General features: G+C 58.0%; 17 protein-coding genes, 3 pseudogenes and 1 other annotated feature. Of the genes and pseudogenes, 8 read left to right on the top strand and 12 right to left on the bottom strand.

The window, feature by feature from the left end:
• Positions 1 to 14: 14 nt before the first annotated feature.
• The 5 genes and pseudogenes from FQ320_RS20885 to FQ320_RS20865 form a co-directional block, all read left to right on the top strand.
• Positions 15 to 956 (top strand): ABC transporter permease, encoded by a 942-nt coding sequence (locus tag FQ320_RS20885; RefSeq protein WP_148475264.1) that lies wholly within the window; start codon positions 15 to 17, stop codon positions 954 to 956.
• Positions 953 to 1,855 carry an ABC transporter permease gene (locus FQ320_RS20880; RefSeq protein ID WP_148475263.1) on the top strand — a complete coding sequence of 301 codons (903 nt, stop codon included), beginning with the start codon at positions 953 to 955 and terminating at the stop codon, positions 1,853 to 1,855. The genes FQ320_RS20885 and FQ320_RS20880 overlap by 4 nt, the downstream gene beginning before the upstream one ends.
• Position 1,856: 1 nt before the next feature.
• Positions 1,857 to 2,897 (top strand): ABC transporter ATP-binding protein, encoded by a 1,041-nt coding sequence (locus FQ320_RS20875; protein WP_148475262.1) that lies wholly within the window; start codon positions 1,857 to 1,859, stop codon positions 2,895 to 2,897.
• Positions 2,894 to 3,871 (top strand): ABC transporter ATP-binding protein, encoded by a 978-nt coding sequence (locus FQ320_RS20870; protein WP_148475261.1) that lies wholly within the window; start codon positions 2,894 to 2,896, stop codon positions 3,869 to 3,871. Before FQ320_RS20875 ends, FQ320_RS20870 begins: the two co-directional genes overlap by 4 nt.
• Before the next feature lie 170 nt (positions 3,872 to 4,041).
• Positions 4,042 to 4,422: pseudogene (locus FQ320_RS20865) on the top strand (transposase); the annotation flags it as partial.
• A gap of 112 nt (positions 4,423 to 4,534) precedes the next feature.
• Here the strand turns inward: FQ320_RS20865 and FQ320_RS20860 are convergent.
• The 5 genes and pseudogenes from FQ320_RS20860 to proX form a co-directional block, all read right to left on the bottom strand.
• Positions 4,535 to 4,961, bottom strand: a pseudogene (locus FQ320_RS20860) (transposase); the annotation flags it as partial.
• Positions 4,565 to 4,680: a sequence feature (AL1L pseudoknot), on the bottom strand. It overlaps the preceding pseudogene by 116 nt.
• A 480-nt stretch (positions 4,962 to 5,441) precedes the next feature.
• Positions 5,442 to 6,965: a choline-sulfatase gene (gene betC, locus FQ320_RS20855; protein WP_148475260.1), complete on the bottom strand. Its 1,524-nt coding sequence runs from the start codon at positions 6,963 to 6,965 to the stop codon at positions 5,442 to 5,444.
• Complete coding sequence (locus tag FQ320_RS20850) at positions 6,962 to 7,954, bottom strand: proline/glycine betaine ABC transporter permease (protein ID WP_148475259.1); 993 nt, start codon at positions 7,952 to 7,954, stop codon at positions 6,962 to 6,964. Before FQ320_RS20850 ends, betC begins: the two co-directional genes overlap by 4 nt.
• On the bottom strand, positions 7,955 to 9,010 hold the full coding sequence (locus tag FQ320_RS20845) for a glycine betaine/L-proline ABC transporter ATP-binding protein (RefSeq protein WP_148475258.1): 1,056 nt from the start codon (positions 9,008 to 9,010) through the stop codon (positions 7,955 to 7,957).
• A 5-nt stretch (positions 9,011 to 9,015) separates the two neighbouring features.
• Entirely contained in the window at positions 9,016 to 10,014 is a 999-nt protein-coding gene (gene proX, locus FQ320_RS20840; protein ID WP_148475257.1) for a glycine betaine/L-proline ABC transporter substrate-binding protein ProX, read from the bottom strand.
• Between the two features lie 109 nt (positions 10,015 to 10,123).
• Here proX and FQ320_RS20835 point away from each other — a divergent pair, with 109 nt between their 5' ends.
• Complete coding sequence (locus tag FQ320_RS20835; protein ID WP_148475256.1) at positions 10,124 to 11,020, top strand: LysR substrate-binding domain-containing protein; 897 nt, start codon at positions 10,124 to 10,126, stop codon at positions 11,018 to 11,020.
• 94 nt (positions 11,021 to 11,114) lie between these two features.
• Entirely contained in the window at positions 11,115 to 11,372 is a 258-nt protein-coding gene (locus tag FQ320_RS25840) for a transposase (protein WP_187394013.1), read from the top strand.
• Between the two features lie 385 nt (positions 11,373 to 11,757).
• On the opposite strand, the pseudogene FQ320_RS20825 reads toward FQ320_RS25840, so the two are convergent.
• The 7 genes and pseudogenes from FQ320_RS20825 to FQ320_RS20800 all read right to left on the bottom strand — a co-directional run.
• Positions 11,758 to 12,265: pseudogene (locus FQ320_RS20825) on the bottom strand (IS6 family transposase); the annotation flags it as partial.
• Positions 12,266 to 12,341: 76 nt separating this feature from the next.
• Positions 12,342 to 13,694: an NAD(P)/FAD-dependent oxidoreductase gene (locus FQ320_RS20820; RefSeq protein ID WP_148475254.1), complete on the bottom strand. Its 1,353-nt coding sequence runs from the start codon at positions 13,692 to 13,694 to the stop codon at positions 12,342 to 12,344.
• A 23-nt stretch (positions 13,695 to 13,717) separates the two neighbouring features.
• Positions 13,718 to 15,148 carry a mercury(II) reductase gene (merA, locus tag FQ320_RS20815; protein ID WP_148475253.1) on the bottom strand — a complete coding sequence of 477 codons (1,431 nt, stop codon included), beginning with the start codon at positions 15,146 to 15,148 and terminating at the stop codon, positions 13,718 to 13,720.
• A gap of 1 nt (position 15,149) precedes the next feature.
• Positions 15,150 to 15,287 (bottom strand): hypothetical protein, encoded by a 138-nt coding sequence (locus FQ320_RS25835; RefSeq protein WP_187394012.1) that lies wholly within the window; start codon positions 15,285 to 15,287, stop codon positions 15,150 to 15,152.
• Positions 15,284 to 15,670, bottom strand: a complete 387-nt coding sequence (merF, locus tag FQ320_RS20810; protein ID WP_148475252.1) for a mercury resistance system transport protein MerF — start codon at positions 15,668 to 15,670, stop codon at positions 15,284 to 15,286. The genes FQ320_RS25835 and merF overlap by 4 nt, the downstream gene beginning before the upstream one ends.
• 88 nt (positions 15,671 to 15,758) lie before the next feature.
• A complete protein-coding gene (locus tag FQ320_RS20805) occupies positions 15,759 to 16,064 on the bottom strand; it encodes a periplasmic mercury ion-binding protein (protein WP_148475251.1) in 306 nt (101 codons plus the stop codon).
• 15 nt (positions 16,065 to 16,079) lie between these two features.
• Positions 16,080 to 16,487: a mercuric transporter MerT family protein gene (locus FQ320_RS20800; RefSeq protein ID WP_148475310.1), complete on the bottom strand. Its 408-nt coding sequence runs from the start codon at positions 16,485 to 16,487 to the stop codon at positions 16,080 to 16,082.
• 76 nt (positions 16,488 to 16,563) lie between these two features.
• Between FQ320_RS20800 and FQ320_RS20795 the strand changes: the two genes are divergently transcribed.
• Positions 16,564 to 16,977: a helix-turn-helix domain-containing protein gene (locus FQ320_RS20795; RefSeq protein WP_187394011.1), complete on the top strand. Its 414-nt coding sequence runs from the start codon at positions 16,564 to 16,566 to the stop codon at positions 16,975 to 16,977.
• The last annotated feature ends 214 nt before the right edge of the window (positions 16,978 to 17,191 follow it).

Raw genomic sequence — 17,191 nt, 5'->3', positions numbered from 1 at the left:
GATATGAACTGCTCATGGCGCGAATGATATTCACCCGTCTTCTGCTTATGTTCATGGCGATGTTTGTCGTTGTGACGGCAATGTTTTTTGGCATCCGCCTTGGCGGCACCGATCCGGCCATCGCCATTCAGGGCAGTTATGCGACCGCTGAAAGTATCGCATTTTTGCGCGCCTCTCTGGGGTTGGATGAGCCGCTTTGGCAACAATACGTCATGTACATGACCGGCGTTCTGACTGGCGATCTTGGCGTTTCGCTTCAGAATGGGCGCCCGGTGCTGGAACAGATTTTACTGGTTCTGCCCAATACCTTTGATCTCACGTTTTGGGGCATGATTATTGGTGTGGTTGTTGGCGTGCCTCTTGGCTTTGCTTCGGCGATCAAGCGAAACACGTTCTGGGATCAGGTGATCCGCGTCGGTACGTTGGCAAGCATTTCAATGCCGCCCTTTATTATCGCTTATCTGCTACTGATCATTTTTGCGATTACGTTCAGCATGTTCCCCGTCAACGGCGGTGGCGACATGGATATTCTGTCAAGCCGCGCCAGCCACCTCTTCCTGCCTGCTATGGCGCTTGGGCTGGCGGTTGCGGCATATATCGCCCGTCTGACTCGCACCTCGATCCTTGAGATCCTGTCCAAGGATTTTATCCGCACAGCCCGTGCCAAGGGCGTCAGCGAATTTCGTGTTATGACGCGTCATGTTCTGAAACTGTCGTGGGTCGGCATCGTGACCCTGATCGGCATTTATTCGGCCGTGAGCGTCGGCGGCTCGGTTGCGATTGAGCTTGTCTTCGGGCGTCCCGGTGTGGGCCGTCTTGTCATTGGGGCAATTTCACAGGGTGATTTTACAATGCTCCAAGGCGCGATCATCTTTTACGCCGCATTTGTGAGCCTCGTGAACATCATTGTCGATGTCACATATACCTTCCTTGATCCGAGGATCCGTTACACATGATCAGCTCGCAAAACCTTAATTACGATGTGCCTGCGCCAAAATCTGGGCTGCTGGCACTTCCGATCAAATTTTACAAACGGGTCCGCAGCCTGCCAATGAGTGGCCAGATCGGCGTTTTGATCCTGATATTTGTTTTGGGTACAGCATTGATTGGGCCGCTTTTGGTGCCCCATGATCCAGTCTCGCAATCGCTAATCAACCGCAACAAAGGTTTTTCGGCTGAACACTGGTTTGGCACCGATGCTTTTGGCCGCGATGTGTTCAGTCGGCTGGTTGTGGGCACCCGGCACACGATCCTGCTGACCTCCTCCGCGCTTTTGCTGTCTGCCGGGCTTGGCATTCTGATTGGTCTTGTTGCCGCCTATAACCGCAGCAACTGGGTTGATTCACTGATCTGCTGGACCATGGACATCCTGTTGACCTTTCCGATGGTCATCATGGGCGTTGTGGTGGTCGCAATCCTCGGCCAAGGCACGTTGAATGTGGGCATCGCCATTGCCGTCGCCTTCCTGCCGCGAATGGTGCGCATGTCGCGCGGTGTTGCATTGACCCTGGTCACCAGCGAATTCGTTGAGGCGGCGCGCGCCATTGGCGCCAGCCCGTCACGCATCGTGATACGGCATCTGTTGCCCAATGTGATGATCGAGATGTCATCAATTTCAACACTGTGGTTGGCAACCGCGATCAAGACGGAAACAAGCCTGAGTTTCCTTGGTCTGGGTGTGCAGCCACCAACGCCCAGTTGGGGGTTGATGGTGCGCGAGGGGCTCTCGACGCTCTACATCAACGCATGGCCCTCTCTTTTGCCGGTCATCGCGATCTTTATCACCATTATCGGGCTGAACCTCGTGGTGGATGGCACGCAGGATTCGCTTAATCCGCATACCAAGGACCACTGACATGAGCGTATCACAAGACGTGCCCCCCACCCCACTGTCGAAAGAAACGCCTGTGCTGGAAGTCGAAGGGCTGACAACGCAGTTTAAATCGAAATCCCGCACGGTGACGGCTGTCGACAATGTGTCGTTTTCCTTGATGCCGGGTGAAACGCTGGCCATCGTCGGAGAGTCAGGATCGGGTAAGAGCGTCACGGCGATGTCTCTGATCCGACTGCTAAGCGAGCCACCGGCAAAGATATATGCGAAACGTATTCAGTTCGGTGACACCGACCTTCTGAGCCTGGATGCCGATGAATGGCGGCGTATTCGCGGCAATCGCATTGCGATGATTTTTCAGGACCCGATGTCGTCTTTGCACCCGATCCGGCGGATTGGAGATCAAATCGCCGAGGTGCTGGAAACGCACACCGATATGAACCGGGAACAACGCACGGCGCGTGTGATCGAGTTGTTAGAACTTGTCCGTATTCCCGAGCCTAAGCAGCGGATGCAAGAGTATCCCCACAATCTGTCAGGCGGGATGAAACAGCGGGTGATGATCGCCATTGCTCTGGCCTGTAATCCGCAACTGTTGATTGCGGATGAACCAACCACGGCGCTGGACGTGACCATTCAGGCGCAAATCCTGAACCTGTTGAAAGATTTGCAGAAACGCCTGGGCATGGCGGTGATTTTTATCACCCATGACATGGGCGTGGTGGCCGAAACTGCCGACCGCGTTTTGGTTTTATATGCCGGGCGTGTGGCCGAAACCGCATCGGTGACGGACTTGTTTCAAAAAACCCGGCACCCTTATACCGCCGGATTGATTGGTGCGATACCCAAGATTGATTTCGCGGCCTTGCACGGCGCCGATCGTCTGCAGGAAATTCCCGGCGTCGTTCCCGCGCTTTGGGATCTGCCCGAGGGATGTGCCTTTGCCGCCCGGTGCAAATACGCCACCGATGATTGCATCGCCGGTCGCCCGCCCCTGGTTGAAATTGCCCCCGGCCAATTTGTGGCCTGTATCCGCGCCGACACTCTGGGAGAGCTGAATCAATGACAAGCACCGAAATCAAAGGCGCACCGATCCTGGAATCCACCGACTTGAAAAAGCATTTTGCGGTTCGCAAAGGGTTTTTCCAACGTGTCACAGGCCAGGTTCAGGCGGTAGATGGTGTTTCCCTTTCTGTTGCCCCGGGTGAGACATTGGGCATCGTGGGGGAAAGCGGCTGTGGGAAATCCACTGTTGGCCGGATGTTAACCCGGCTCTTGGACCCCACCGCAGGAGAGGTTCGCCTGCGTGGTGTAAACGTTGCCGATGTCCAAGAGGACAATCTGCGCCGTGATGTACAAATCATTTTCCAAGACCCCTACTCATCATTGAATCCGCGCATGACCGCGGGTGAGATTGTGATAGAGCCGCTGATCATTCACAAGATCGGCACACCCGAGGAACGTAAAGCGCGGACCGAAGATTTGTTTCGTCGTGTTGGCTTGCGCGCTTCGGACATCAGCAAGCTGCCTTCTGAGTTCTCGGGTGGGCAACGCCAAAGGATCGGGATTGCCCGCGCGCTTGCCCTTAATCCATCGGTGATTATATGCGACGAGCCGGTTTCTGCCTTGGATGCATCTATCCAGGCACAGGTGGTTAACCTTTTGATGGATTTGCAAAAAGAACTGGGCATCGCCTATGTCTTTATCGCCCATGATCTTTCGATTGTTTATCATATCAGTCACCGGGTGGCCGTTATGTATTTGGGGAAAATCGTTGAGCTGGCCGATCGCGCGTCGCTGTATTCAAACCCAAAACATCCCTACACTCAGGCGCTTTTATCTGCCGTTCCTCTGCCCGATCCGACCCGCGAACGGGGCGAAAGAACCTTGCTTGAAGGCGATCTGCCCAGCCCCGTGAACCCGCCCTCGGGCTGTCGTTTCCACACCCGATGCCCTGTTGCGGTAAGCCGCTGCAAGACGGACGTTCCAGAGTTCAGAGACGCAGGCAAAGGGCACATGGTTGCTTGCCATCTTGCGTGACGAAAAGAAGGTTGCGTGGTGTTTCTAAGGGGGGGCTCTATCGATTTGGCTGAACTCCAAGACGGCGTAGTAGAGCTATGCCGGAATTTGGGTGATGGCGTCCTGGGAAGGGCGGCGTATCGTGGCGGGTGTTGAGTCTGCCAGAACCTCCAGGAAAGGAGCGATACGCCATGAAAGACGATACCACGATCCTCCCGTTTCACCAGCCGGATTCGGTCACGGACCCGCTGACCGAGATCGCGCGGGAAGGTGCGCGGCGCATGTTGGCCGAGGCCCTGAAGGCGGAGGCCGATGCCTTCGTCGCCAGTTTCGCCGACGAGACGTTGCCTGACGGGCGCCGACGAGTGGTCAGGCATCGACACGGCCCCGAGCGATCCATCCAGACGGGGATCGGTGCGCTCGACATTCAGCGCCCAAAAGTGCGAGACCGATCTGGGAATACGACGGATGAAGACAGGGTGCGCTTCACCTCGAACATCCTGCCAAAATGGGCCCGGCGCTCGCGCAGCCTTGATGCGCTGCTGCCTGTGCTTTACCTGCGCGGCCTCTCCGGTAGTGTCGCAAAGTTTCGGATTTCAGTTGTGTTGCCGGGCGTGTCGAGCCAGACCCCGCACGTTCCCGAGACCCAGTCAGGATTGAACAGTTGATCAATTTCAAAGGGTAGCGTCCGCCAAGCTGGTCATAATAGGTGGCAGGAGCGATTGGCAGCATGTCGCAGATCGGTTCGACCCCATGTTCACCCCGATGGTCGTCGATGAACTTGACCATCCCTTCGAGCGGCGGTCGACTCCACCATCGCAAAATACGCTGATGCCTTCCGAAGGATCTCGTTCGCCTGGCCCAGTTCACGGTTCTCGCGTTCCAAGGCCTTCATGCGTTCGGCCATCTCGCTGGAGACGCCCGGACGCTTGCCGCTATCGACTTCGGCCTGCTTGACCCAGTCGTTCAAAATCTGTGGTGCGCAGCCGATCTTCGCAGAAATCGACAGGACCGCATTCCAACGCGATCCGTGCTGACCCTCATTGTCGAGGACCAACCGTACGCCACGTTCGCGCACTTCAGGGGAAAACTTGTTCGTTGTCTTGCTCATGATGCTCCATCCTACTCAGAAGTTGGAGCCTCCGGCATCCCCGGCGCGGTTCAAACCACCGGGGATGCCCTCTTCGCTGTCGCCTGCAGTTACGGTCACAACATCCGCATGACCCTCAGGCATCTGAGGGACTTTTTGCGCCACATACTTTGGCTGATCATCAACCTTTGTCAGCTCATCCGCGTGCCAACAGCATCTACCAGAGCAGGGCAGAACGCCCGACAGGCCGCCTGATGCCGGTGTTCAACTCGGACTAACATAGGGAGGCAGGGAGGCGCGAGCGCAGTTGACGTCAAAAGGCCACGCGCCCAGATGAAGCGACGCAATTGTGAATCGCTCTGCAACCGCGACAGTTGGCCCAGTGCCCCTGTTCCGCCAGTGCCCGCTGCAGGTTCTTTCCACATTGTCGAAAACAACAAGCCAGCGGCGATCTGCAGCGTCTCAAAACCGGCAAAAGCACCCTACAGCATGTGCCGCCCGCTATTCGGCGGCGCGCGCCGGCATGTGCTCGAATGCCCATTCGTTGTACCCTTCAAGCCCCCGATACCATGGCACAACCTCGCCCGGCATTTCGTCATGGTTCCAGCGCTGACCAACGCCCTGCTCCATCGCTTCGAGGATCAACAACCTGCGGTGTCGGCTCTCGCCGATCTGCTGCCAAAGGGCATCGTTGTCCCATTTCTGCCGCGCCTCGGTGGCAAAGCGGTCGAGAGTTTCGGCGTGTTCGCGATGGCCTGCAAGGTTCTCACGTTCATCCGGGTCAGATTCCACATCGAACAAGAGCACCGGGTCCACCTCCGAGTGGACATATTTGAACCGGCCACGCCGGATCATCAGGATCGGGGCCGGGGTCGCCTCGGCCAGGTATTCGGCATAGACCGCGCGATCTTCGGGGATTTCCTTATCGTCGAGATAGGGCGTCAGATCGTCTCCGGCGAGCGTCTCGACAGGACTGCTCCAACCCGGTCCTTCGGCGAGACCCATGAAGGTCGGCAGCAGATCGACGAGCGAGGCCAGCCCCGCCACGCGTTTCGCCGCCCGGCCCGGCGCCGCAATGATCAGGGGCACCCGCAGGGAAGGTTCGTAAAAGTGCTTTTTGAACCACATGCCCCGCTCGCCCAGCATTTCGCCGTGATCCGAGGTGAACACGATGGCGGTGTTGTCTGCCTGCCCGGTCGCTTTCAGAACTTCCATCAACTTGCCCACCATCTCGTCCACATAACTTATCGAGCCATAATAGGCCCGACGGGCGCGGATGATCTCTTCGGGTGTAAATTCCACCCCCAACATGGAAAAGTTATCCAACAGGCGCGCCGCGTGAACGTCGTGTTCCTCCTTGGACAGCGCGCCGGTGCGCGGCATCGGAATGTCCTTGTCTTCGTAAAGCGCCCAGTGTTCCGGTTTGCACAAATAGGGATCGTGGGGGTGGGTCCAGGACACCTGAAGGAAGAAGGGCCGGGTGTCTTCCGTGTCGCGGGCCACGTCATAAAGATACTGCACCGCTTCAAAGGTCGCGCGGTCATCGAAATCCATCTGCACCGTGCGTTCGGCCTGACCTGATACAGTCACGCCTCGGGTGTCGTTGGTTTCGCTTTTCTTCATGCCGGTTTCCCGCGGCACCCATGAAAAATCGGCGGGATAAACGTCAGGCGTCAAACGCCGCTCAAACCCATGAAACTGATCCGGTCCGATGAAGTGCATCTTGCCCGACAGGGCCGTGCGATAGCCCGCGCCGCGTAGATAGTGGGCATAGGTCGGAATTGACGCGGGCAGTTCGGCGGCATTGTCGTAGGCCCCGATCGTTGAGCATAGCTGCCCAGCCGCCATTGAGGCGCGCGAGGGCGCACAGAGCGGATAGTTGCAATAGGCCCGCTCAAACACCGCGCCGCGCGCGGCAAGCCGGTCGAGATTGGGGGCGTGGCAAACTGTGTTGCCATATGCACCCAACGCCTCAGCCATTAACTGATCTACTTGGATAAAAAGGATATTCGGTTTGTCAGTCATGCCTGTGTCTTTCCGGTTTTCTTAGAGTCTGGCGGGGTATCCGCCGTATTTTTATAGGAGGTCGCAGGTGAGGCGCGGCTAACAAAAAGGCCGGTAACCACCCCAACAGGGCCAGTCCGATACCAGCGCTTGTGGCCCCGCTCACGCGAGGGCTGGCCCAGGCTTTGGCTGATCCGGTCAATCATGATGGCAAGGAAGACAATCCCCAGCCCCCCGACTGACGCCAACCCCATGTCGAGCCGACCAATTCCGCGCAGCACCATTTGCCCCAGCCCGGTGACCGAAATCATCGAGGCGACAACAACCATGGACAGCGCCATCATGATGGTCTGGTTCACACCCGCCATGATCGTCGGCATGGCCAACGGCAGTTCGATCTTCCACAGGGTTTGTTGTTTCGTTGCGCCAAACGCACGCGCCGCCTCTACCATGTCGGGGCGCACCTGACGGATGCCCAGATTGGTCAGCCGCACAAGGGGCGGCAGGGCATAGATGAACGTAACGATCACGCCCGAAACATTACCGATGGAAAATAGCATCACCACCGGCACGAGATAGACAAACGACGGAATGGTCTGCATCAGATCCAGCGCAGGACGGACCCAGTTCCAAACCCGGTCAGACCTTGCCGAGGCAATCCCAAGTGGAAGGCCCGCAAGCGCACAGAAGAACACGCAGGTCAGCACGATAGAAAGCGTCGTCATGCTTTCTTCCCACGCCCCCATCAGCCCGATGGAAAGCATCGACAGCGTGGCAACCGTTGCCACTCGCCGCCCGCCCGCCTGCCATGCGATGAGTGTGATTATAACAAGCATCAAAAGATCCGGCACGCCGGTCAGCCCGTCCTCGAGCGCGGAAAGAACGATGTCGAAAGGTACTTTGATGGCCTGAAAGACAAAGCGGTAATCGGACACCAGCCAATTCAGCACTTGATCTATCCACGTGCCCACAGGCACCCATTCGGTGTCGAAAATATTCCAGATATCCATTCAGGAGCCCTCTTTCCCGCCAAGCGCCTGAAGCGCATCACCAACAGTCACACGACCGAGGGTGTCACCGTCCTGTTCGACGGCAAGTGGCGTTTGATCCTCTGCGAATGTCGCCAGGATATCGTCCAGTGGCATGCCGGGTTCGATACTGCGATCCAATTTCGTGCCGTCAACGGGTTCCATGATTTGGCTGGCCGTGACGAAGCCGCCCTTGGGGACGTTTTCGACAAAAGCCGCCACATAATCGTTGGCAGGCGCGGTGACGATCTCTTCCGCTGTTCCGGTCTGCACGATCACGCCATCCTTCATGATGGCAATCCGGTCGCCCATCCGGATCGCTTCATCCAGATCATGGGTAATAAATATCGTTGTCTTGCCCAGCTTGCGCGACAGATCCAGAAACTGATCCTGCAATTGCCGCCGGATCAGCGGATCAAGGGCCGAAAACGGTTCGTCCATAAGCAGAATGTCAGGATCGGCGGCCAGCGCACGCGCCAGTCCGACCCGTTGCTGCATGCCTCCCGAAAGCTCGTCAGGATAGCTGTCGACCCAATCGCCAAGCTCCATGTCACTCAGCGCGGCAATTGCCCGCTTGCGGCGTTCGGCCTTGGGCACACCGCGTACTTCCAACCCGAAGGCGACAGTTTCGGCCAATGTGCGATGGGGCCAAAGCGCCATGTGCTGAAATACCATGCCGATCTTTTCAGAGCGCAGCGCGTTGAGCGACGCTTCGTCCATAGTATCCACCCTGTCGCCCGCAACGTGAATTTCACCCGCTGTGGGGTCAATCAAACGATTGATATGGCGGACAAGCGTTGACTTGCCCGAGCCGGAGAGGCCCATGATGCAAAAAATCTCGCCCTCATAGACCTCAAAGCTGGCATCACGCACACCAAGCACGCAGTCAAAACGCTCGCGTATTTCGTCCTTGGACAGGTTTTCAGCGCGCGCAGCTTCCAATGCTTCGTCAGCGCGGTCACCGAAAAGTTTCCAAACCCCTTTGCAAGCGACGCGGGCGATCTTTGACCGCTCGCCCGCATTTGTTTCTTGGTTCAACTCGCTCACTTTGCTGCCGCCCGCGCCTTTTCCAGCCAGCCGTCAACCGTATCGCGATTGTCATCGATCCAAGTTTGCGCTTGGTTCAGGAAATCCTCGGCTTTATCGGCACCATCGCGAATTTGAACCTGCACGGCATTCACGTCGGACAGCGGAATTCTCACTTGTTCCATGAATGTCGCTGCAGCCGGGTTCTCGTCATAGAACTCACGGTTGGCCAGAATATAGATTTCGTTCATGACAAAGCCGGGGTTTGAACCGTCTGGCATTTCGGTATCTACATCGGGATCACCCGGCATCGACGAATAGGGCACATTCAGCGGCGTGGTGTTTTCACCCGGCACCAGCACGTCACCCACCCAGTTGGGGGTCCAAGTATAATACAGGATCGGCTCGCCATTTTCATGCCGGGTCAGCACATCGGCAATGATCGCGTAATAGCTGCCCTGATCGTGATGGACAGTATCGCGAAGGCCGAATTCGTCCAACTGATGCTCGATGACACCCTCACAGCCCCAACCGGGATTGCAGCCTGCCAGGTTCGCCTTGCCATCACCGTTGCTGTCAAACAGCGCGGCGATCTCGGGGTCTTTCAACTGTCCAAGATTGGTGATCCCGTATTCATCGGCGGTGGCCTTGTCGATGTAGTACCCTTGTCCGGCTCCGGTGGTGATCGGACCAACACGCACCATTGTATCGTCGCCCCCGGCACGGTCAAAATAGGCATCATGCAGCGGCTTCCAGTTGTTGGCGGTGAAATCGGCGTCGCCCTGACCGACGGCCAGATGCAGGACCGGAAAGTCGGCCTCGCGGATTTCGGCCACGTCATAGCCAAGTTCTTCGAGACCCAGCGCGACAACTTGGTTCCACAGCCAAGCATTAACCGGTGTAGCCTTGATGGCCTGCACCGACACGCCATCACCGGGCATGTCCTGCGCGATTGCAGTCGTGGCAAGAAGAAGGCTGGCCGTCAGCGCACCAGCATTTAGGATCGGACGGAACATAGGGAACCACCGTTGTTTGTTTCAGAATTTTTCAGATGTCGGAAAGATAGGGTTACCGAAACGATGCTTCCAGTTGCTATTTGCGTAGCGCTTCGTTAACCATATCGTTATGGCAAAACCCCGAGAGCACGCGCATCTGCTAAGGCATCTCGTCGTTTTCGTGACCGCCTGCCGGACGGAAAATTTCACCCGCGCCGCCGAAGAACTAGGCGTGTCACGGGTCGCTGTCAGCCGCCAGATCGGCGAGCTTGAGGCGCATCTCGACACCCGCCTATTTGAACGTGGTCACCGTCAGGTCCACCCCACCCATGCCGGCGCCGAGCTTGACTCGGTGGTGACCCCTGCACTGGCGGCGATCACCGAAGCGCTCGACCGGATGCGCGAACCCGCCCCGGTGCGCCGGCTAAAGGTCACGGCCACGGCGGCCTTTGCGAACCTCTGGCTGATGCCCCGGCTGGCCTCTTTCATCACCGGCCATCCTTCGATCGAAATCGACCTGATCGTGTCCGACCGCAATCTCGACCTCGACGACGACGGCATTGACGTCGCGATCCGCTATGGCCCCGAAGCAGCGCCCGGCGGGGTGCGGCTGACCCAGGAATTCATCGCCCCGGTCTGGAGCACGACCTACGAAGCGCAGACTGCCCTGCGCGCGCCCGAGGATCTGCTCTCTGAGCGGTTATTGCAACTCAGCGGAAAGTATCGCCCCCAGGCCCGTTGGGAACACTGGTTCACCCAATGCGGTCTGGCCTTTCCGGGCGCAGCAAAGGGCATCCAGTTCGACAGCTACACCACCATGCTTCAGGCCGCGATCGAGGGTCAGGGTGTTGCGCTTGCCGGAAATCCGCTGGTTGACGCCTACCTGGCCGATGGGCGGCTGGTACGGATGGAAACCCCGCCGTTGCCGCGCGATGTCTACTGGTTGGTGGTGCGGGCCCACGACAGCCCCGAAGCTGCCGCCTTTGCCGCATGGATCGCAACGTTCTTTTCCGGGAGCGCCCCTTAAAGGACTTGTGGACCAGATGGCGGGAATATCACCGACGGTGTCGGACAGCCCGTTTCCTGACTGGCGGGCTGTCCCCGCTGTGGCAATCCATACTATGATCGCAGATGCTGGCTACGAGAGCAAAGGACTGTTCCTAGACCTGAAGGATCAAAACGGCTGGAAGCTGACGATCGTCAAGCGCAAGGAACAAGCGTTCAAGATCGCCGGGCTTAACTGGATCGTCGAACGCAGTTTCGCTTGGCTTGGTCGGCAGCGCCGCATGTCGAAGGATTACGAGTATCGGGTGCAGACGTCCGAAACACTCATCAGGATTGCCGCATGCGCCCTGATGGTCCGCCGGATCGCGCCATGATGACTTCTCACACAACCTCTTAGAGGTCCTTTCACAACCATAATCCCAAACACTCGGCAGTTAATGCAACAGTCCCCATGGAATTACCCCAGCAAACGGCTCTGATGATGTGCCCCCCGACGGCATTGATGTGCCAAGGCCGGTCCGCAACGATCCACAAAGTAGAGCGGTCACATCATCCGAGTCTATCGCGCCGGCCCGGTTGTCAGTTGATCCTGGCAATTCGCGCCGCATCCGCGATATAATGCTGCACGCTTTGGCCCCAGCTTGACGGCAGCCAAAGTGAAGGCCAGGTAGCTGGATCTAGACGGGCTGGGTTGGTAGAGCCGGGCGGGGTATTGCCAAGTTGATTGCCCCGGACTGTGAAGGGTTGGAAAAGGATGGATTATGCGGCCCTTTCGGCGGCGTAACCTGCCCAGAGGCTGAAGGCATCGGAGCGGGCGTGGCGGTATGAGGCTGCTGAAAGTTGGTAGCGGTGCTGGCGGAAGATCAGGTTGATCTGGTCATGTGCAGACAGAAACCTCTGAGCTTGCCGGTAAGATTTGAATCGGCCAAGTATCCTCTCTTTTTAGAGTCGGCCGATGCGATACTTTGATCGCGTTGTTTAGACCCTTGTGGGCACGGTGGTCAGCGTCCGGGGCTACTGTTTTAATCGGGTTGATGTAGCTGCGTAGTTTGTCGGTGATGACGACCCCCGTTTGGCCAAACTTTGCAACCAGCCTTTTGAAAAACCGCTTTGCTGCCTTAGCATTTCGGCGTGTTTGCACGAGGATATCGAGGACGTTGCCATTTGCGTCGATTGCGCGCCAGAGCCAGTGCTTCTCGCCACGGACCGAGATCACGACTTCGTCCAGGTGCCACTTGTCGTTCGGCCGTGGTCGATCCCGGCGGAGGGTCAATCGCTGCTCTTGATGCCAAGCTGTCTTACGAATTTGACCTTGCGTTCGATAGGTCACGCCAACTTCCAATTCAGAGCAGCGACCCTAAATCCGACCCAACGCTTGGATAGACGGCGGTCATCGACTTGAGCTGTTTTGCGGTCAGCCCCAGTTTGATCGCCAGCCCGAAAAAGTTGATCAGCTCACCGTATTCAGGGCCGAACAGGTGCGCGCCAAGTATCTTGTCATCTAACTTGTCCACCAGCACCTTCGCGGCGGCGGATTTTTCACCGATCCGGTAGTTTGAATACCAGCCGCCCGTGTCGGTGAAACGGACATCAACATCGTGACCGGCCTCCCTGGCCTCGGCCTCTAACATCCCGACGCGCGCCAGTTCAGGAACCGTGAACACCGCCGTTGGGATACCAACGTAGTCCGGGGCCGTCTGGGCATCCTTGAGCATGTTGGAGGCCGCAACCTTGCCCTCGATCACGGCAACGGGCGTCAGCGGCATACCCTTGGTATCAGCAGAGTCCCCGGCGGCAAAAACCGCGCTGTTGGTCGTGCTTTGCAGATGCGGAGCCACGGCGATGCCCTTATCGCCATACGCGACATCGGCTGCCTCAAGGTTGAGATCGGCAAGGGCCGCGATGCGGCCAGCGCCATGCACGACCAGATCGGTCTCGATGGTTCTAGTCTCGCCGCTCGACTTCACCTCGACCATGAATACGCCATCTGTCTCCATGATCGAGACGATCTCGGTTTCGCGGCGCAGTTCCACACCGACACCGGCGCTGCGCTCAATCAGCATCTCGACCAGATCGGGATCAAAGGCGTTCAACGGTCGGGCTCCGCGATCCACGATGACCGGCGCGGCACCGGCCCGCGCCGCGATATGCGCGAACTCGAAAGATACGAAGCCGCCGCCGACAAACAGGATACGCTTGGGCAAAGCCTCAAGATTGAGAAAATCCGTGCTGTCGATCATCAGATCGGCACCGGCGAAGGTGACAGGTCTCGGGATCGCTCCAGCAGCGACGAGAAAGCGGCGCGACTCGTAGGCGTTCCCGTCAACTTCGAGCGTATTGGGTCCGGTGAACTGCGCGGTACCATGCAGCGTCTCGACACCATTCCCCGTCAGACCCTTTTCCATCTTGTCTGGCACCGGGTCGGTAAAGCCGCGCTTGTGGGCCATCAGATCGGACCAATTAATCGACAGTCCGTCCGGGTCGATCCCCTTGCCGTCCATCAGCCGCGCGGCATCGACGATTTCCGCGCCGCGCCGAAGGATCTTCTTCGGATCGCACCCCCGCAGGGCGCAGGTGCCGCCATAGGGCAGCGCATCGACAATCGCCACGCGCCAGCCCGCCGCGCCGCATTTGTTCGCCGCCGCAACCCCGGCCATACCTGCCCCGATAACGATCAGGTCATACGTCTCACTCATATTCTCGTCCTTCGTTTGTGCCTTCATCCGGCGCAGCAGCTGAGCTTTGCCACGTCCATATCGAAAGTCTGCGCGGCCAATTTCAGCCCCTCCACAGTGGTCAAGTAGGGGAAGATCGTTTCTCCCAAAGCTTTGGTCGTCATGCCAAACTTCAGCGCCATGACCAGTGTCTGGATTGTGTCGGACCCTTCGGGTGCGATGATCTGGCCACCAAGCAGTTTGTCGGTGGTCTTGTCCGCGACAAGCTTGATCAATCCACGCGTGTCACGGGCGGCAAGAGCGCGGGGCACCTGATCAAGCGGCACGACAGAAGTCTTCACGTCGAACCCTGCGTCCCTCGCCTGTTGTTCGCTCAGGCCAACCCCGGCGACCTGTGGATCGGAGAACACGACCCAGGGCATGACATAATTGTCATAGCGCTGATCATCATCCAGAATGGCGTTTTTCACAGCCAGTTTCGCCCCGTAGGCTGCCATATAAACGAACTGGTCTCGGTCGGTCACGTCGCCCGCCGCAAAGATGCCAGGCACCGACGTCTGCATGTCGTCGCTGATGACGATGGACCCGCGCGTGTCGGTCTCTATGCCGGCTTCCTCCAAACCCATACCGTCGGTATTGGCACGCCGACCTGAGGTCGAAACAAGATGATCCGCCGTAACCTCGACCGGCTCGCCGTCTTGCATGACCCGCAAGGTCACGCCCGCCGCGTCACGTCTGACACTCTCATAGCTCAGCCCGGTCAACAGGGTGATCCCTTCGACCATGAACGCGTCTGCCAAAGCCTCGGACACTTCCGGTTCGGCACCGGGCAGCAGGTGTGATCGTGCAACCAGGGTGACCTTCACACCCATCCGGCTCATCATCTGGGCCAGTTCCGCCCCGATGTAGCCCGCCCCGATGAAAATCAGGCTTTCCGGCAGGGTTTCGAGTTCCAGCAGACTGGTGCTGTCGAGTGCACCGATCTCCTCGATGCCGTCAATCGTCGGTAGGACCGGATGACCTCCGGTTGCGATGATCATCTTCGGTGCGGTCAGGGTGCGCCCACCGACAATGACGCCACCCTCGATCAGCCGCGCGGGACCGGCGTCGATATAATCGACCCCGGGATATTCCGGCAGCAAGTCGGCGTATTTCTTCTGCCGCAGGGTTGCTACCAGATCGTCCTTGGACTGGATCAAGGTGTGCCAGTCGTCGACCTGGGCGTGACCGGACAGACCGGGAAACCGCTTTGCCGCATGTGCGCCATGGATTGCCTCTGCCGCACGTATCATCACCTTGGACGGCACACAGCCGACGTTAACGCAGGTTCCGCCGATGGTGCCATGCCCGACAAGTGCAACACGTTTTCCCGCGTCAGCAGCCGTGATCGCAGCGGAGAACCCCGCCGATCCGGCCCCGATGACGATCAGGTCATAGCCGCCGTTTCCGTCGTCGTTCTTGTTGATGTCTTTCATTTCAGCGCGCCTCGTGCAGATCAGAATTTTTTCGTTTTGCCACGATCAAATAGATGACCGCACCAATGGCTATGAGCGGTATCAGCATGCCAAGCATTCCGAAGAACATGCCGACTCCTGTGCAAGATCCCATCATCATTGCGTTGCTCCTTTTGATTTTATTCGATTGAGGACAAAGGCGTAGACGCCAATAGCCATGAAAGCGCCGACCGTGATGCGCAGGGCAAAGCGGAACTCGATCCAAATGATGAACGCCGACATCAGAGTCGCGAGTGCTGTCGCCCAGATTTTCGGACTTGGCCCCTGCCGTCCAGCGCGCAACCAGAGCGCCTGCGCCACGATGGCAAGGCTGAAGAACAGCAGGGGGAACAGCGCGTAGTCGAGCCAGCCGGTCAAAGCCGTCAGACCAACGCCAGCAACGACGACGACCAGAAGGGGTGTGAAGCAGCACAGGGCTGCGAACAGCGCGCCGCCCAGCCCCCATTTCAGCAAGAGGTCGGGATCTTGGGTATCTTGGGTCAACGTGCAAACTTTCTATTTGAAGTCGGAACTGCGTCTGAGTGGCGTGAGAGAGATGACGACAGCGCGTCACCTCTTGCCCCGTCCACAGTCAGGATCCGGTTTTGGGCAAGACCTGAGCGGGATAGCCATTCGCGGTCACGGCGGCGATCAGGCCATCCACGCTGGTTTCGGTATCGTCGAAGGTGACGCTGTAAACGCCTTGCCCATACTCGTGGCCGTCTGCGAAGCTTTCGATCTGAACCGATGGGACGCCGCGCATGGAACTGGCAACGATGAAGGAGCAGGAGGGACAGGTCAGTTCACTGACCGCGATCTCGACCCTACGCTCTTCCGCGAGGGCCGCTGAGGATAGCGCGGCAAGGGCCAGCGCCGAAGACAACAGTATCTTTTTCATGGTTTTGATCCTTGCTCAGAGTTTCAGGATGAACGGCGTGATGTAGGGAAAGACCATCGCTACAGCGACAATTGCGGTAGCGGTCCAGAGCGTCGCCCGCATGACCTTGCGGTTGATCGGACGGGCACAGGTGCCATCGGCGCAAGCGCCCGGACTCACCGGCTTGTAGGCCTTGTAGAACCCGTATCCGAGGAACGCGGCACTCAGCGTGAAAGTATACCATTTGTAGGCGTAGAGCGCGCCGAGCTGCGCGATGAACACGCCTGTCACGCCAAAGCTCACCAGCACGAGCGGCAGAATGCAGCACGAAGTCATTGCCAATGCACCTAGAACACCAAAGCCGGTCGCGCCCCATCCTTTCGCCGTTTCATCGCTGACTTGGCGTGTTTGATCGGGCGTCTGTGCCGTGAAGCTCTGTTCCATGGAATCGCCCTTGCTCAGATATTTCCACAGCTCTACGGTCTGTAGTTGATACAGGCTCAAGGGATTTCTGCGAAAAATGGATAACAGAAGCGTGACAGCACTCCGGCGCGTTGATCTGGCGCGCGCCACGGGCTGCAATCTCGAAACCATCCGTTACTACGAGACGGTCGGCATCATGCCGGACCCGCCCCGCACCGCAAAAGGATATCGAAGCTATGACGATGCTCATGTCAGACGGTTGAAATTCGTCATGCGGTCCCGCGATCTTGGCTTCTCACTGGAAGAAATTCGCGGTCTGCTCGGGTTGGTCGATGACCGATCCCAGACCTGCGCTCAGGTTCAGGCCGTTGCCGAGGCGCATCTTGAAGATGTGCAGGCGAAAATCGCCGATCTCACGCGGATTGAACGTGTCCTGTCGGAGACCGTCGCCCGATGCACAGGCGACGCCGCCCCAGAATGCGCGGTTATCGATGCCCTGCTGGAAGCATAAATTTCGCCGAAGATTTTTAGGAAGTCAGGTCGCTCGAACAAAAGCAGCCATTCGTTGCACCGTAGAAAATCGGTAAAGAGGGCTCGAGCACTAAATCGCTCCGCGATAGGGCGCTTGTTTCTGCCTATGTGCTGAGCTGGGATTTGTTTCGCGTTTTGTGATGTTGGGTGTGTGCTGTTGATCGAGGTGATTTTGCCTCGATTGACAGAGGACA

Source organism: Oceaniovalibus sp. ACAM 378 (assembly GCF_008085915.1).
Classification (GTDB): Bacteria; Pseudomonadota; Alphaproteobacteria; order Rhodobacterales; family Rhodobacteraceae; genus Oceaniglobus.
The sequence above is the reverse complement of the archived record's forward strand: the minus strand, read 5'-3'. Positions and strand labels throughout refer to the sequence as shown.

Bases quoted from the DNA above. Each gene is read 5' to 3' on its own strand.
- FQ320_RS20885 (WP_148475264.1), top strand. From the start codon at position 15: ATGGCGCGAATGATATTCACCCGTCTTCTGCTTATGTTCATGGCGATG.
- FQ320_RS20880 (WP_148475263.1), top strand. From the start codon at position 953: ATGATCAGCTCGCAAAACCTTAATTACGATGTGCCTGCGCCAAAATCT.
- FQ320_RS20875 (WP_148475262.1), top strand. From the start codon at position 1,857: ATGAGCGTATCACAAGACGTGCCCCCCACCCCACTGTCGAAAGAAACG.
- FQ320_RS20870 (WP_148475261.1), top strand. From the start codon at position 2,894: ATGACAAGCACCGAAATCAAAGGCGCACCGATCCTGGAATCCACCGAC.
- betC (WP_148475260.1), bottom strand. From the start codon at position 6,965: ATGACTGACAAACCGAATATCCTTTTTATCCAAGTAGATCAGTTAATG.
- FQ320_RS20850 (WP_148475259.1), bottom strand. From the start codon at position 7,954: ATGGATATCTGGAATATTTTCGACACCGAATGGGTGCCTGTGGGCACG.
- proX (WP_148475257.1), bottom strand. From the start codon at position 10,014: ATGTTCCGTCCGATCCTAAATGCTGGTGCGCTGACGGCCAGCCTTCTT.
- FQ320_RS20835 (WP_148475256.1), top strand. From the start codon at position 10,124: ATGGCAAAACCCCGAGAGCACGCGCATCTGCTAAGGCATCTCGTCGTT.
- FQ320_RS25840 (WP_187394013.1), top strand. From the start codon at position 11,115: ATGATCGCAGATGCTGGCTACGAGAGCAAAGGACTGTTCCTAGACCTG.
- FQ320_RS20820 (WP_148475254.1), bottom strand. From the start codon at position 13,694: ATGAGTGAGACGTATGACCTGATCGTTATCGGGGCAGGTATGGCCGGG.
- merA (WP_148475253.1), bottom strand. From the start codon at position 15,148: ATGAAAGACATCAACAAGAACGACGACGGAAACGGCGGCTATGACCTG.
- FQ320_RS25835 (WP_187394012.1), bottom strand. From the start codon at position 15,287: ATGATGATGGGATCTTGCACAGGAGTCGGCATGTTCTTCGGAATGCTT.
- FQ320_RS20805 (WP_148475251.1), bottom strand. From the start codon at position 16,064: ATGAAAAAGATACTGTTGTCTTCGGCGCTGGCCCTTGCCGCGCTATCC.
- FQ320_RS20800 (WP_148475310.1), bottom strand. From the start codon at position 16,487: ATGGAACAGAGCTTCACGGCACAGACGCCCGATCAAACACGCCAAGTC.
- FQ320_RS20795 (WP_187394011.1), top strand. From the start codon at position 16,564: ATGGATAACAGAAGCGTGACAGCACTCCGGCGCGTTGATCTGGCGCGC.